Raw genomic sequence first — 15,847 nt, forward strand, 5'->3', positions numbered from 1 at the left:
GGGGGATCCTCTTCGCGGGGCGGGAGGGCATCACGGATTGCCCGGCGCATAAGGGAAGCTTTGCGCCTTATACCAAGCGAGATCGTGTGCGGGCGGCGCGGTGCCTGGCGGAAGCGACAGGCCGTTGACCGACATCCAATAAGCGAGGCTGGCATCGCGCCACCACCGCGCCTCGCGCTGCTGGATGTCGAGGAAGGCTGCGGTCTTTGCGAAGCGCTCGCCGTCGATGGCGGGGCGTATGCTCGCCCAGGTTCGGCGCATATCGTCGACATAGGCGACGCCGCGATCGTAGTCGGCGACCATCGCCTGCCAAAGCGGCTTTCCGGACTTCAGGCGATAGGTCCACGGCACTCGGTGAAACCACAGCAGTGTGGCGTCTGGCGTGGTCGCGGGATCCGCCAGCGAGCGGGCGAGGGCCGGCGCATATTGGCTGGTCGCGTTGGTGCCGCCAGGTCCGCGCTCTACGCCAATGCCATCCTTGTCGGCACGGTGGTAATAATAGGGATTCCACTCGGGCCGCTTCAAATCGGAGATCCACGGCCCGGGGCCATAATGGTGGGCGGTCGCCATGAGATGGGCGAGACCCAGCGGGGTCATATAATCGACCACGGCCTCGCGCGACCCGGCCATCATCTTTGTTATCGGCGCGACGATCGCGGGGTCGGGGCCGAAGGTCATCGCCGCCCATTCGCGTGCAACGTCAGCCGACGACGCCTGCGGGTCCCAGGCGAAACGCCCGAAGGCGTACCAATTGCTCTGGTTGAAGGTCGATCCCGACCAGTCGCGCGATCGACCAATATTGGCGACTCCGGCCATGCCCGTCAGCGCGTCGCCCGTTCCCGCGACGACGCGCGCGACGGTGGAGCCGGGGCCATCGGCCAGCGTATCTGACCGCAGGGTTTCTTCGAACAGCGGCCCGAGATAGGCGAGGTGGGTCGCCTGGCCGAGATACTCCTTGGTAATCTGGAATTCGAGCATCAGCGGAGTCCGGGGCATTGCGCCGAACAGCGGATGAAAAGGCTCGCGTGGCTGGAAATCGATCGCGCCGTTTTTGACCTGAACGATCACATTGGGCGCGAATTTACCGTCGAGCGGCTTGAAGTCATCATATGCTTGTTTGGCGCGATCCTCGGCATTTTCCTGCGCATAGACAAAGGCACGCCACATCACGACGCCACCATGCGGGGCGAGGGCAGCCGCCAACATGTTGGCACCGTCGGCATGGCTCCGCTTGTAATCCTGCGGGCCGGGCTGGCCTTCGGAATTGGCCTTCACCAGAAAGCCGCCAAAATCCGGAATGGCGCGATAGAGTTCATCGGCTTTCGCGCGCCACCACGCCGCGACTTGCGGATCGAGCGGGTCTGCGGTCTTCAGACCGCCCAGTTCGATCGGTGCGGAAAACCGGGCGGAGAGGTACACCTTGATGCCGTATGGGCGAAAGACGTCGGCCAACGCCGCTGCCTTGGCGATGTACGGCGCGGTGAGGCTGTCGGCCTTGGCGTTGACGTTGTTGAGCACAGTCCCGTTGATGCCGATTGAGGCATTGGCGCGGGCGTAATCGGTGTAGCGTGGGTCGCGAAAATCGGGGAGCGTCCACCAATCCCATAACGACTGCCCGGCATAGCCGCGTTCGACCGTACCATCGAGATTGTCCCAATGGTCGAGCAAGCGCAGCTTGGTCGCAGGGCTCGACGAGAATGTGGCGGTACGCACGGCATGGCCCGTCTGGGCCCAGCGTAGCAGCGCGAACGCGCCGTATAGCACGCCGCGATCGGTTTTGCCGGTAACGAGCGTCACCCGCCGCCCGCCAAGGGTCACCGGGCGGACCAGATATCCTTCCTCGTTCAACGCTGCGACCGGGAGGGCAAGCGCCGCTACCTCGGGTGTTCGGGCGGTGGCCAGGACGACCGAATCGGCGGGGATGGTGTCCTGCCGTCCCACCTCATGTCCGGACAGCCCCGAAAACCCCCGCTCAAGTTCCTCCGCCGCTACGCGAAGCGTTGGCGATTCCCGCAGCACCGTGATCGCGGAGACGGTTGCGGCCTGGCGTTGCAATTGGGGCAGTGGCCGATAGCGTAGCCAGAGATTGTATCCGTCCTCAGCCTGCGCCGGCCGCGCATAGGCTGCGCAAGCAAGGATAGTCAGCGCGCCCGCGAATCGCCCGATTGCACCGATCATATCCCCGTCTCCTGTTCAGCCGGCTCTCCCGGCTTTTTTCCGCCTTTGCGGATGACGAGTGATAGCGCTAACGCAAAAGGGGCGGGCAGGGCAATGTGCGTTTCCAACAACGCCCGCAATATCCAAGTTTTGCGGGTTGAAACCGCGCCGGTTCACTGGCCGGCCGCCTTTCGCTGATAATAGCCGGCGAGCACATCGAAGGCTGCCTTGCGCTGTCCCGTCTCGGAAATCAGGCCCTTGCGGTTCCAGCCCTGCTGGAAATCGGGATTCTGCCGCCGGGGCGAGCGGAAGTCCTTGAGGATCCATGGCGACATACCGCGCAGGCTGGGCAGCGTATCTGCCATTTTCAGAGTGTAGCGATAATAATCTGCCTGGAACTCCTCGGAGAATTTCTGCCCGTTGACGGGATCGTGAAAGCCCGCGCGCGCGTCGGCACCGAACTCCGAAAACACCAGCGGCTTGTCGAGCGGGACCCGCCACTCGCTGGTCTGCAGGTCGGCCAGGCGATCGGTCGTATACCAGCCGTTATAGGTGTTGATCGCCAGCACATCGAGATCCTTGGCGAGCGGATCGGCGAGCGTCATCACCGGATGGTCGGCGGTTTTGGATCGCTCGACCAGCAGCGCCGCGCTGACCAGCCGCGTATCGTCGAGCCGCCGCACATCGCCGACCAGCGTACGCAGGAAGGCGTTGCGTGCGTCGGTCACCGGGGTTTCGTTGGCGACGCTCCAGATCGCGATGGCGGCGCGGTTGCGATCGCGCAGGACGTTCTCCGCCACCATGGTGCGGGCGCGCGCCAGCGTATCCGGGTTCGACCAGGCGACTTGCCAATAGACCGGCACTTCGCTCCACACGAGCAGCCCCAGCTCATCCGCCAGGCGGAGTGTGCTGTCGCTGTGCGGATAATGGGCAAGACGGACGTAATTGCCGTGCAGACCTTCCTTGATCTCGCTCAGCAACGCGCGTGCGGCGGCCGGGGTCATCGCGCGGGTTGGGTCGGTACCGAGCTCTTCCTCGTGCATCGATATGCCGCGCAGGAAGATGGGTTTGCCGTTGAGCAAGATATCGGCTCCGCGCACGGTGATCGTGCGGAAGCCGATGCGGTCGCGCCAGCGATCCTCGCCCGCATTGATTGCGACGTCGTACAAGCGCGGGCGCTCGGGCGACCAGCGGATGAGGGCGCGGGGCGCGGCCATCGTCGCGCGCCAATTGCCCTGTGCATCGGTCGTGCCGCTGCGATCGAGGCCGAGTTCGGGAATGCGAAGCTGCACCGCCTGATTGGCCGCCGCAGGCCCGTCGAGATGGAGGTCGACCGCCAACTTGCCGTCTCGCGTGAGCCGCACCCAGGCATCGTCGACATAGGTATCGGGCGTCGCGACCAGCCGGACCGGTCGCGTGATGCCGCCGTAATTCTCCCAATCGGTGACCGGAGGCGGCACGGTTGCTTCGGTCGCCTGCGAATCGACGCCGACGGTAATCTGGTTGTCGCCGTCGCGCAGCAGCTTGGTGACGTCGAAAGCGAAGGGGGTGAAGCCGCCCTCATGCCGCCCGACCTGTTGCCCATTCAGATAGACCACCGTCGCATAATTGGCTGCGCCAAAACGCAGGAAATAGCGACCGTGGCGCTGGGTCGGCGCGGGGAAGCTGCGCTGATACCACATCAGCCCCTGATAATGGCGCAGCTCGGGTGCCTCGGTCAGCCAGGAAGAGGGCAGAGTCGTCAACGGCGAACGCGCGAGGTCGAATTCGTAGAGGACGCGGCTGTCGCTCGCCATCGCTTTGCGTACGTCGACGTCGCGCCAGCGCTGCTGCCCGATATCGGGCATCCCGCCGTGGAAGCCGGAAATCCCTGAGCGGAATGGATCGATCGAATAATGCCATGGCCCCGACAGATCGGTGCCGTCGCGCAAATCCCCCGCTACCAGCAGCGGGGTTGGCGAGGGCGGGGCGTCTTGCGCGGCTAAGGGCGCGCCCCACAGCGCCAAGGCTCCGATAACGCCACGTGTCCAGAACGGCCGGTGCATCGTCTCTCTCCCTTAGCGAGCGGGGCGATCCCCACGCTCGAACAATTGCGCAACACCGCGCTCAAGCCCGCGCAATTCGGCCAGGCCGCGCATGCGGCCGAGCAGCGAATAGCCGGGATTGGTCTGCTTCCCGAGATCGTCGAGCATTTGATGGCCGTGGTCGGGCCGCATCGGAATCGATCGGCCGGTGCGCTGCTGCAATCGGTGCACCGCGACCATGACCGATGCCATTTGCGCATCGCCTTCGAGATGCGCGGCCTCGTGGAATGCCTGGTTCGGCTCGCGCTGGACCGATCGCAAATGCAGGAAACCGATCCGATCCCCGAGCCGCTCGACCATCCCCGGCAAATCGTTATCGGCGCGCACGCCGAACGACCCGGTGCACAGGCACAGACCGTTCGACGCATTCGGGACGCGCTCGAACAGGGCGGTGACGTCGGCCTCGGTGCTGACGACACGCGGAAGGCCGAAGATCGGGAAGGGCGGATCGTCGGGATGAACGACAAGCTGCAGGCCCAGCGCATCGGCCACCGGGCAGACTGCCTCCAGAAACGCTACATGGTTGGCGCGCAACTGATCGGCATCGATCGTGTCATACGTTGCGATCGCCTGGCGAAAGGCGTCGACGGTAAAGCTCTCCTCGCTGCCGGGCAGGCCAGCGATGATGGTGCGTTCGAGCGTGCGGCGAGCGTCGTCGTCCATGGCAGCGAAGCGTCGGGCAGCAGCCTCGACCATGCCAGCGCTGTAATCCTGTTCCGCCCCGGGACGTTGCAGCAGATGAAGGTCGAACGCAGCGACCGCTTCCAGCTCGAAGCGCAGCGCGAGCGCGCCGTCGGGCAGCGGCCAAGCCAGATCGGTCCGCGTCCAGTCGAGCAACGGCATGAAATTGTAGGTGACAACACGAATGTCGCAAGCGGCCAGGTTGCGCAGGCTGGCGCAATAGGCGGCGATCATCGCATCCCAGTCGGGGCCGCGCCGCTTGATCTCTTCATGCACGGGCAGACTTTCGACGACGCTCCAGCCGAGCCCGGCGGCTTCGATCATGGCTTTGCGCTCGGCGATCGCCGCCTGTTCCCACACAGCGCCGTTATGCACTTCGTGCAGCGCGGTAACGACTTCACTGGCCCCGGCCTGCCGGATGTCGCGCAGCGTCACGGGGTCGGTCGGCCCGAACCAGCGCATGGTTTGCGTCAGCATCGTGGGCCGCGTCGCAAGGGCAGCGTGATTGGAAGGAAGCGTCTCGATCATTGCGCAGGCTTGGCCTCGAATAGCATGCCCGTGGCACGGCTCGGCTGGAATCCTTTCCACACGGTCGCCGCAGGCGCACCGGGGCTGTAGCCGGTATAGCGTCCGGCTGGCGCGCCGGGCCAGGTGCCCGTATCGGAGTCGACGACGAGCCCGTCGAGATAGGCACCCTTGGCCATATCGTCCTTCACATAGCGGTCGAGAAAGGCGGTGATGAAATGCGTCTCGATCGGCAACAGCCGGTCTTTGCGCCACACCGCGTCCTCGAACCAGTCGAGGTCCCAGAAGCTGTGCCGCATCGCGGGCGGCGCGCCGATCAGGCCAATGCTATGGCCTGCTTCCTTGAAGGTCAGCAGGTAGCGTTGCGCGTTGCTTTCCTGGTCAAACAGCGCCCGCACCGCCGGATAGCCGACGACATGATCTTGCCCGCCGACGATATACAAGGTCGGCGTCGTTATCGCCGCCAGGCCGTCGCCCGACCAGATCGGTGCGTCGCCGAAGCGGTTGGCGGGCGAAAGCGCGACCACCGCTTTCAAGCCGGTGACCTTGAGCTCCGCCGCCTTGGGGCCACCTGCGGCATAAGGTGCCAACACGCCACGCGTCATGTCCGCGAGCGCGGGGTTGAGCGGCGCGCCCGCCGCCGTCAATACGCCGTAACCGCCCATCGAATACCCGATCAGCGCAGTGCGCGCGGCATCGGCGCTGGCGAAAATGCCTTCGCCTGCGCGCGCGCGCCGTTGCGCTTCCCCCGTCACGAAGGCGATGTCGAGCGGACGCCGCGCAATCGGTCCGGCGCGTGCGGCCGCCGTGCGCAGGCTGATCGGCGGATCGCGGAAGGCCGGGGTCACCACCACATAGCCCTTGCTCGCCAGGTTTTCGCCCAGCCAGGACAGTACCTCGGGCGTGTTTCCATAGCCATGCGCGAGGACGACAAGCGGGAAGCGCCCCTTGGCGGCGGTCGACCCGGCAGTGGCGATGCCGGGCACTTCGAACGGAACATCGACCCCCGTTTCACCCGACAGCGCGGTACGGTAGGAGATGCCGTGCCCGGTGGTTGCGGCGGGATACCAGATCTTGAGCGGCACGCGCCGATCGATCCGGCTGGCGTTGGGGGCATCGACCCGCAGGTCCGCTTGATCGGGCTGCACGAATTCGACGTCGGCGACACCAACCGGATAGGCTCCCAGTTTTGACAATTCGGGCGAGTCGATGCCCGGGCGAGCGGCGGGCTTTGGGGCTTCCTGAGCGAAAGCGCCCGCCGTTGTCGCCGCCAGTATGACACTGGCCAGCGTGGTCAACCGGGTCCTGAACCGCATCGTCGTCTCCGTAATTTAAGGACCCTAAAACGCCCTAGGCTGCGCCGTCAGAAATTGACCGACAACCGCACGCCGCCATAGCGACGGAAGTCGCGCGGGAGGAGGGCCTGCGTGGCTTGCTGATTGCCGAAGTTACCGGCCGTGTTGACCAACGAGGCAAAATATTGCTGGTCGAACAGGTTGTTGACGAAGCCGACCACTTCCCAACGATGATCGGCATCGCGCACGCCAAGTCCGACATTGACGATATGGTAGGCCGACTGGAAGGTCTCCGGGTCACGCAGGCCGAAGTTCAGGCTGCTTTGATATTGCCAGTTGAACTGCGCGATTCCGCGAAGTTTGTCGGTCAGCGCGGGCGAATAATCGCCGCTGATCGTAAATTTCCACTCGGGGGCCTGAATCGCGCGGCCACCGGTCAAATTCTGCCGCGCGGGCGATCCCGAGCACCCCTGGGCGAGCGTCTGCATGGGATAGCATTGTGCGATCGCATAGTCGGTATAGTGCGCGTCAAGATAGGTCACGGCACCGCCAAAGGTCACATCGCCACCAAGGCGCGCCGAGCCTTCCAGCTCGATGCCGCGCGTTTTCAGGCCGCCGACATTGGTAAGGCGGTAATTCTGCGTGCCGTCGGCCAGCGTCTCGATCGATTGCGCCTGGAGGTTGGTGTAATCGGTGTCGAACAGTGTGAGGTTGAGCGTCAGCCGCCGATCGAAGAATTGCGTGCGTGCGCCGATCTCGCGATCGCGCGAGCGTTCGGGCTTGATCGGCCCGGCCAGTGCGCGGTTCAGGTTGAAGCCGGTGGTCAGATCGTAGGTCTGGCCTTTGTACCCTGTCGCATAGGTCCCGAACAGCATCAGGTCGGGCGTGAATTCGTAGCGCAGATTGACCTTGTAGGTGCCCGCCGTGTCTTCGGCGTGCCCGCTATAGAACGCGTTGTTCGCCTGCCGATCAAGGAAGGTGTAGCTAACCGCTTCATTCTGGACGCGACCGCCCGCCGTCAGCGTTGCCTTGGGCAGGAATTGCCAGTCGATCTGTGCGAAGCCGGCGATCTGGCGCGACTTGGAGGTCGCCGACCAATTGGCGAGCGAGAAGACGGGGCCGCGCGAGAACGGACGACCGAAACTCAAATTGGCGAAATAGGTGCCGACCGTATAGCGAAACGGCTTGGTGCTGGCCGACTGCAAGCGGATCTCGTTGGTGATCTGCTCGGAATTGAACGCGCCGATCTGATTGTTGTTACCGAACGCCCCCGGCGCCGATGTGTCGTCCTGATCGAGATAGTCGTCGAGGTGGAAGCGGTCATAGGAGGTGACGGTGATCAGGTTGGAATCGCCGAACACGGCAACTTCGGTCCGCAAATATCCGCCGCCGCCCGAATATTTTGTACGCGCGTCGAAATTGTTGCTGACGTCCTGGTTTTTCTCGCTGATCGTCACGCCCGGAAATACCACTGCGGGGGTAAGACCAGCCTGTCCGCGGAACAAAGCATTGGACGCGACGCGGATGAACGGACGGCCGACATCGGTGTTGCCGTTGACATAATTGGCCGAGAGCGTGACCGACGAGGTGTCGGTCGGGGTCCAGCGCAGTTTGCCGCGCAGGTTGATCGATTCACGACCATTGACCCGCTTGCCGTCATAAACGTTGCGGACGTTGCCATCCCAATAATTGTACGCTGCAGACACGACATAGCCGACCGAGTCCGAGATCGGCCCCGAAATGCTGACATTGCCGCCGCGCTCATTGTCGGTTGTCACCACCGCATTGGCGCGCACGTGCAGCGTATCGGTCGGTGCGCGCGTAATGATGTTGATCAGACCGGCCGAGGCCGATTTGCCGTACAGCGTGCTCTGCGGCCCGCGCAGGACTTCGATCCGCTCGACATCGGGCAAATCGGTGAAGGCGCGCGCCTGGAACGCCAGCGGGACTTCGTCGACCAGCACCGCCACGCTCGATTCCACGCCAATGCCGAAGGCGAAGGTGCCGACGCCGCGCAGCGATACGTTTGAATTCTGCGGCTGCTCGGCCGGGCGCACGACCAGCGAAGGCGAGAGTTTTGCGACATCCTGAAAGTTGCGGACCCCCGCGCTGGCGAGCGCGGCCGGGGTGAGCACCGATACGGCGAGTGGAACCCGCTGAATATTTTCCGCGCGCTTGTTCGCAGTGACGATGATGTCGCCTGCAGTGGCGGCTTCGTCGGCGGGGCTGGCGGGCGCGGTCTGCGCCGCTCCGGCGGCTTGCGCCAAGGCCGGGTCGGCCGGGGTTGGTGCCGCCGCGCCGGTTTCGGCGATGGCGGGAGCCGCCGTGGCAATGAGCGAAACCGCCAGGGCTGCGCTGGCAACCGACGTGCGTAGAGTCTGCATATTTCCCCTCCCAAAAAGTGCGCGGCCGTTGCGTGTCGACCGTCGTCGCGACTCTCATACCAAATGGTCTTACCAATTGCAAATGATGGAATGACCTGCAGGAGGATCGGGCCTATCGCGATTGCGCGCGCCCGGCATGTTGAGTAAACCGAAGCGCTCCGTTCTACAGGCGAACATCAAGTGATCAGGCCACTTCGTCCCACTCCGTCGACCCTGCACCCCGGGGGGCGAAAGCTGTATCAGCAGGCGGCGGCCACGATCGCGGCGGCGATCCAACGCGGCGACTATCGGCCCGGCCAGCGCATCCCGTCCGAGCGCGAACTGGCCGAAGAACATAAGGTCAGCCGCCCGACGATTCGCGAGGCGCTGATTGCGCTCGAGGTGACGGGGCTGGTGCGTTCGCGCCATGGCTCGGGTATCTTCGTCGTCGACAATCCGCCCAACGACACGCTTATGCTGAGTCTCGATATCGGCGCGTTCGAGCTGACCGAGGCGCGGCGGCTGTTCGAAGGGGAAACAGCGGCGCTGGCGGCGGTCTCGATCTCCGACGAGGATATCGCACGGCTGGAAACGCTGGTGGCCGACATGGAACGCGAAAATCAGGAACATGTCAGCGGTGAGCACGCCGATCGCGAGTTTCACGTCGTGATCGCGCGCGCGACGCAAAATTCGGCGATCGTTGGCGTCGTCGAATCGCTATGGGACGCGCGCTACAGCTCGCCGCTCTGCGCGCACATGCTCGAACGCGCCCGCAGTGTCGGCGTACAGCCGCGGATCGACGAACATCTCGATATCCTGCAGGCATTGCGGGAGCGCGATCCCGTTGCCGCGCGCGCGGCGATGCGTGACCATCTCGCCCGCGTGATCGAGGGGCTGCTCCAGGCCACCGAAATCGACACGATGGAGCGTACCCGCGCCGAGCTCGAGGTCAAGCGCACCGCACTGGCCAAGCGCGGCGCGGTCTGACCCGCCGCCGTTACGCGTCCCCGACAGTCAGCGAAATACCGCTGCGCCCTGCAATCATCACCGCTTCGCCCGCGCCGCCATTGACGATGAGCGTCCGTTTTTCGCCCGGCGGGAGCAACAGTGTCACGCGGTCGTCGCCCCAGGTGCCGGGGCCATCGCGGCTCAGCGTGAGATCGATCCGTTGGGCATCGGCCTGGCCCTTCATCCGCCAGCGGTCGATCGGCCCGTCGCCGTCGCCGCCATCCTCGACCGCCGACCAGGCGAAGGGGCCCTTGCCGGGCGGGAACAGCCAAATGCCGCGCTTATAGGGCTCGGGCCGCCATCCGCCGGTGGCGAGGTCTACCAGCATCGCCGATCCGGCACGTGCGAGCAGCGGCGGCGGGCCATCCAATGCCGCATCGAGCTCGACGATCACGCCGCCCGCAACGCGGTTGCCGGTCCAGACATCGATCCAGTCCGCGCCAGCGGGCGTACGCACCGTGCGCGTTGTCGCCCCCGGTTCGGCCACCGCTGCGACCAGCAAATCGGGCCCGAGCAGATGATCGTCCCCCTCGGCCCAGGCCGCCGGGTCACCCGGAAAGTTGAGCCAGAGCGGGCGCACCATCGGGTCATACGCCGCGTGATAGCGATGCAAAAGGTCGTAGAGAAACGGCAGCAGCGTCTGCCGCAACGCCATCAATCGCCGGATCGCGGGCAGCGCTTGCGGGTACATCCACGGCTCGTTGACGGTGCGGTCGTCATTCCAGCTATGGATGCTGAAGCGCGGCATCAGCACCCCCGCCTGCACCCAGCGTACCAGCAGTTCGGGCGAGGGGGCGGGGCCCGAAAAGCCGCCGACATCGTGCCCGCTGTTGGACACGCCCGATAGAGCAAGGCCGATCGCCTGGCGCATATTGTAGCGGATCGTCTTCCACTCGGTGCGGTTGTCGCCGGTCCAGGTCTGCGCATAGCGCTGCAGTCCCGCCATCCCGGATCGCGTCACGACATAGGGGCGCTGGCCGGGGCGTGCCTCGATTTGCGCCTGCCGCGACGCGCGCGTCATCAACAAGGGCTGCACCGGACGCATCGCCGCTGCTGCGACGGGGCTGCCGAAGCCGTGGAAGCACGCGCGCCGATCCCACACTTCATATTCGTTATTGTCGTTCCAGGTCGCTTCCATGCCCTGGTCGAGCAGGCTGGTCGTCACCTGTGCGCGCCACCACTGCGCGGCTTCGGGCCGGGTGAAATCGATATAGCTGCCGACTTCGTCCCAAAATTGTGCCTCGACCGGCTGGCCCTCGGCATCGGCCACGAACAGGCCGGCCGCCGCTGCTTCGTCATAGCGCGGGTGGCTGCGCAGAAGGGCGGGCTTGATGTTGGGCACCAGCCGCACACCCGCATCGGCATAGGAGCCAATAAAGGCGGCGGGATCGGGAAATTTGTCGCGGTTCCAGTGGAACACATAGCGCTTGTCGCCGATCGAGGTGTAGCCCGAGGAGAGGTGGAACGAGGTGCAGCCGAGATCGTGCCTGGCGCATTGGTCGAGGAAGCTCGCCATCTGCACTGCGGCATCGGGCGCGTCGGTATAGCTCATCGTCGAGCCCGAATAGCCCAGCGACCAGCGCGGCATCAGCGCGGGGCGGCCGGTCAGCCAGGTGAAGCGGCGCGTCACCGCCAGCGGGTCCGGCCCGGCGATCATCCACAGATCGACATCGCCTGCGTCCGCCACGACATGGCGGTAGAGACCGTGATAATTGTCGAGTTCCCGGCCGAGATCGACCGTTACATCGGCGACACTGTCGTAAAACGTACCGTGGCAGCGGCCATCCCTGTCGGCGACCAGGAGATAGGGAATGGACTTGTAGAGTGGGTCGCTATGCTCGGCATCGAACCCCATCGGATCGACGTTGGTCAGGCGGAAGCGGCGACCCACGCGGTTGGTGTCGCCGGTGCGATCGCCCAGGCCGTAAAAGCGTTCGTCGGGCCGGCGCGCGAGATAATGGTGCGCGCGGCCGTCCCACCAGCCGAAATCATAGGCTTGCGTCGGGCGATCGGCCGCCATTGGCCGCCACGTGTCGCCGTCGCGCTGCTCCCAGCTGCAATGGAGGCCGTGCAGGCGGATGGTGAGGCGAAGGCGGGTGGTCGTAAGCGTCAGCCTATCTTCCGTCGCCACGCAGTCGAAGGCAGGGCACGTAAAACCGCCGACATCCATGCGGTCGCGGCCGGGTTCGGCGATGTCGGCGGCACCGGGGGCGATCGCCCAGCTCGGCGGGCTCGTCACCGTGCCGGTGGCGAGCAGCAACAGGCGCACGATATCATCCTCCAGCACGAACACATGCGCGACGGCACCAGTGTCGGCGGTGAGCGTGATGCGGCCCGGCACGCGCGCGGTCAGCGCGAAGCGGGGCGGGTTGGACAAGGTGGCGTGTCTCATAATGTCGGTTCCGTGGCAGGGACGGGGGGCAGGGTCAGCTTGCGGATGAAGAGGATCAGGACGGCAGCGCCGATCAGATCCAACACCCCCAGCACCGCGAACAGCGGCGCATAGCCGACGGTATCGGCCAACTGGCCGATCATCAGCGAAAAGAGCAGGCCGCCGATCCACCCGGCCTGCCCGATAAAGCCGTTGGCGGTGCCGACCTCGCTCGGCGCGAACACGTCGGCGGACAGCGTGTTGATCAGCCCCGAGATCATCTGATGCGCGAAGCCGCCCACGCAGAACAAGGCGATCGCGGTATAGGGGCTGGCGGCAAGGCCGATACAGCCCGGCGCGATCATCAGCACCGCGCCCAGCGAAATGCCGACGATGCGCGATGGAATCAGCGCAACGCCGCGCTTCATCAGCCACGGTGACAAATAGCCGCCGAGGATGCCGCCAAGGTCCGCTGCGAGAAACGGCAGGAATGCGAACAGCGCGATCTGCTTCAGATCCATGCCGCGTTCGGTGGCAAGGTAGAGCGGGATCCAGAAGCTGAAGGTTTGCCAGGCGGGCTCGGCGAGGAAGCGCGGGATCGCGATCACCCAGAAGCGGGCCGAGCCAAGGATTTCGCGCGGCTTCACGCGCTTGGTGGTGGCGGGCGGGCGGTCGGTGGCGATCATCCTCCGTTCCTCGGGCGTGATCACGGGGTGCGTCTCCGGCGTCCGGTAGAACGCATACCACGCCGCCGCCCAGACGATCCCCACGGCACCGGTAACGATGAACGCCCAGCGCCAGTCGGCCCACAGCGCTACCGCGACCACGACGGGCGGCGCGATCAGCGCCCCGAGCGAGGTTCCTGCGTTGAACCAGCCCACCGCAACCGAACGCTCGCGCGCCGGAAACCATTCGGCAACCGCCTTGATTCCCGACGGAATCGCGGCGGATTCGGCGAGCCCCAGCAAGCCGCGGAACAATGCAAGGCTGATCCAGCCAAAGGCAAAGGCATGCAGCATGTTGGCGAGCGACCACGCGATGCCGAACACAGCAAAGCCCGCGCGCAGCCCGAACCGGTCGATAATCGCACCCGCCACGGGCTGCATTACGGTATAGGCAAGCTGGAACGCGCCGACGACGTAGCTGTATTGCTTGGTCGTCATGTGCAGTGCGCTCTTCAGCTCAGGTGCAAGGACACCGAGCGAATTACGCGCAAGGTAATTGGCCACGGTGCCCGCGCAGATCAGCGCGACGATCCACCAGCGCAGATTTCGTATCCGCATGCCCGTTCCCCTCCTGCGCCGTATGCAGCGTCTGCCCGCCATCCTAGGGACCCACAGTTGGTCTGTCCATATTGGTCGGGCCAATTTGCACGGTTGTGGGTTGCGCATGGCTGTCCGCGCGGGAAGGGAGGGTGGCACGGTCCTTGTTGCAGCCACGACGCTTGGTTTCCTGCCCGTCTCGGCAATCGTCCGAAATTTTGGTGGCCCTACGGGTAGCGTTGTGAAGTTTCAGGCACCATCATTACGTCTCAGCTTCTTGAGCTTGTTGAAAATATTGGAAAACTGTCGAGCCAGTGCATCCCACAATTTTCCGCTAAATCCGGATCAAAGTGTGGGACTCGATCTGGGACTGCATTGCGGAGGTTCCGATGGCGTTGACGACCCTCGAGGTCCAACATGCAGGCCCCGGCAGGCAGGCCGATATGTTTGGCCCCTTCCCCCCTCGTTAGCGACAGCGGAGCGCGATCCTGGGGCAACACGCGAGTGCCGCGATTGGCCAGGACGTTCCTCTCGTCGACGCGCATTCCGACCGCGAATTTGCGCAAGGCCGTTCGCGCGGGCGACGGGCCTGCCTCATGGCGCGTAAGGCCGCGCCGACCTTTGAGAAGGTGACGCGCGACTGCCATGACGCGGGAAGGGGGGCTGGATGGATCCGCGTCACGGTTCCTAAATATTGAGGATCGAACGCCGCGTCTTTCCAGTCTGCTGCCTGCCAACAGAATAAGCGCGCGGCGTTAAAGGGGCTCACCCGAGATCGGGGGCTTAATTTTGGCATCGGCCCCAAGTGCTTTGTATGCGACACCACCAAGCATACCGCCGACGATCGGTGCCAGCCAGAACAGCCAAAGCTGTTGCAGCGCCCAGCCGCCCACGATCAAAGCCGGCCCGGTGCTTCGCGCCGGATTGACCGAGGTGTTGGTGATCGGAATGCTGATCAGGTGGATAAGGGTGAGTGCGAGGCCGATCGCGATCGGCGCGAAGCCCACCGGTGCGCGCGTGTCGGTCGAACCCATGATAACGAGGAGGAAAAAGAAGGTCAGCACCAGTTCTGCCATCAACCCCGCGAAGAGCGAATATCCACCGGGCGAGTGCGCACCGAAGCCGTTTGCGGCAAAGCCGCTCGTCACCGCGTCGAATCCCGGCTTGCCGCTCGCGATCAGATAAAGTGACCCGGCGGCAAGCACGCCCCCGATGAGTTGCGCGGTAATATATAACGGAATGTCTTTCGCCGGGAATCGTCCTCCCGCCCAAAGTCCAACCGTAACCGCCGGATTGAGGTGACATCCCGAGACATGGCCGATCGAATACGCCATCGTCAGCACGGTCAATCCAAACGCCAGCGACACCCCGACGAAGCCAATGCCGAGCGCGGGGAAGCCCGCCGCGAGCACAGCGCTACCGCAGCCGCCGAAGACGAGCCAGAATGTGCCGAGCAGTTCGGCTAGCCCGCGTTGTGTATTGCTCATCATCACGATCCACCCCTGACCTGGGCATGAGGTTCTATAGATCGTTACGAATGCGTAAAGGCAATTCGGTTGGGGGCTCCGTATCTGCGCGATGATAGAGCAAAAGGCCGGAATCGGAACGCTGGCCAGGCACCGCAGATGCCCCGGTTCGGGTCTTGTGCGCAGCCTCACCCGAGATCGCGAATATATTTTAAGCTCGGGCACCAGACCCTGGGAAACCGCAGCTGGTGAAGAATTTACTCGTCGCGCGGCGTCTTGAACTTCAGATTGAGGCGGTCGTCGAAGGTTACGACAATCGGCACTATTAAGCAGCCAGAACACCGTGCCTCCTGCGGCCAGTTATTTCGGCCAATTATTTCGGCAGGGTGTCGGCATGGTAAAATCGCATGAAATGATAAAATGGATAATCAACCATCATACACCCGTGCGAAGGCGTAAAATTGCCAATTAATATCGATCACTAATGTATCCATAACTCCGTTTTTTGCGACACCTTCTGTATACGATGCTAAGACGGCGAAGGTCAAAGGAGTTGCGAAATGATGCGATAAAGGGTATGTGATTCCCTGGCAGCGTTTGCCGCGAGTTGCGTTCAAAACATATGATATTGATCG

Annotated in this window: 10 protein-coding genes; 1 reads left to right on the forward strand and 9 read right to left on the reverse strand. The window is 64.2% G+C overall.

Annotated elements, in window-relative coordinates; translation table 11 throughout:
- Positions 1 to 30 precede the first annotated feature (30 nt).
- The 5 genes from EJC47_RS18285 to EJC47_RS18305 all read right to left on the reverse strand — a co-directional run bounded on the left by EJC47_RS18285 (position 31) and on the right by EJC47_RS18305 (position 9,126).
- The gene (locus tag EJC47_RS18285) at positions 31 to 2,178 is read right to left on the reverse strand and encodes an alpha-glucuronidase family glycosyl hydrolase (RefSeq protein ID WP_126849212.1); all 2,148 of its coding nucleotides are present in this window, start codon (positions 2,176 to 2,178) and stop codon (positions 31 to 33) included.
- A 152-nt stretch (positions 2,179 to 2,330) separates the two neighbouring features.
- Positions 2,331 to 4,202, reverse strand: a complete 1,872-nt coding sequence (locus EJC47_RS18290) for a glycoside hydrolase family 2 protein (protein WP_033964627.1) — start codon at positions 4,200 to 4,202, stop codon at positions 2,331 to 2,333.
- Positions 4,203 to 4,214: 12 nt separating this feature from the next.
- Complete coding sequence (gene uxuA / locus EJC47_RS18295; protein WP_126849213.1) at positions 4,215 to 5,399, reverse strand: mannonate dehydratase; 1,185 nt, start codon at positions 5,397 to 5,399, stop codon at positions 4,215 to 4,217.
- A 47-nt stretch (positions 5,400 to 5,446) separates the two neighbouring features.
- Positions 5,447 to 6,763, reverse strand: a complete 1,317-nt coding sequence (locus EJC47_RS18300) for an alpha/beta hydrolase family protein (RefSeq protein WP_126849214.1) — start codon at positions 6,761 to 6,763, stop codon at positions 5,447 to 5,449.
- Positions 6,764 to 6,810: 47 nt separating this feature from the next.
- Positions 6,811 to 9,126, reverse strand: coding sequence for a TonB-dependent receptor (locus EJC47_RS18305; protein ID WP_126849215.1), 2,316 nt, complete (start codon positions 9,124 to 9,126; stop codon positions 6,811 to 6,813).
- Between the two features lie 180 nt (positions 9,127 to 9,306).
- Here EJC47_RS18305 and EJC47_RS18310 point away from each other — a divergent pair, with 180 nt between their 5' ends.
- Positions 9,307 to 10,092, forward strand: a complete 786-nt coding sequence (locus tag EJC47_RS18310; protein ID WP_231565206.1) for a FadR/GntR family transcriptional regulator — start codon at positions 9,307 to 9,309, stop codon at positions 10,090 to 10,092.
- A gap of 10 nt (positions 10,093 to 10,102) precedes the next feature.
- Here EJC47_RS18310 and EJC47_RS18315 read toward each other — a convergent pair whose 3' ends face one another.
- The 4 genes from EJC47_RS18315 to EJC47_RS21230 form a co-directional block, all read right to left on the reverse strand.
- The gene (locus EJC47_RS18315; RefSeq protein WP_126849216.1) at positions 10,103 to 12,505 is read right to left on the reverse strand and encodes a glycoside hydrolase family 31 protein; all 2,403 of its coding nucleotides are present in this window, start codon (positions 12,503 to 12,505) and stop codon (positions 10,103 to 10,105) included.
- Entirely contained in the window at positions 12,502 to 13,767 is a 1,266-nt protein-coding gene (locus EJC47_RS18320; RefSeq protein WP_126849217.1) for an MFS transporter, read from the reverse strand. The genes EJC47_RS18315 and EJC47_RS18320 overlap by 4 nt, the downstream gene beginning before the upstream one ends.
- Before the next feature lie 734 nt (positions 13,768 to 14,501).
- Entirely contained in the window at positions 14,502 to 15,236 is a 735-nt protein-coding gene (gene aqpZ / locus EJC47_RS18325) for an aquaporin Z (RefSeq protein ID WP_221885188.1), read from the reverse strand.
- 404 nt (positions 15,237 to 15,640) lie between these two features.
- The coding region (locus tag EJC47_RS21230; RefSeq protein ID WP_221885189.1) for a hypothetical protein at positions 15,641 to 15,847 on the reverse strand (207 nt) is incomplete at its 5' end.

Origin of the sequence: Sphingomonas sp. TF3 (genome assembly GCF_003985085.1) — a bacterium.
In the GTDB taxonomy this organism is placed as follows: Bacteria; Pseudomonadota; Alphaproteobacteria; order Sphingomonadales; family Sphingomonadaceae; genus Sphingomonas.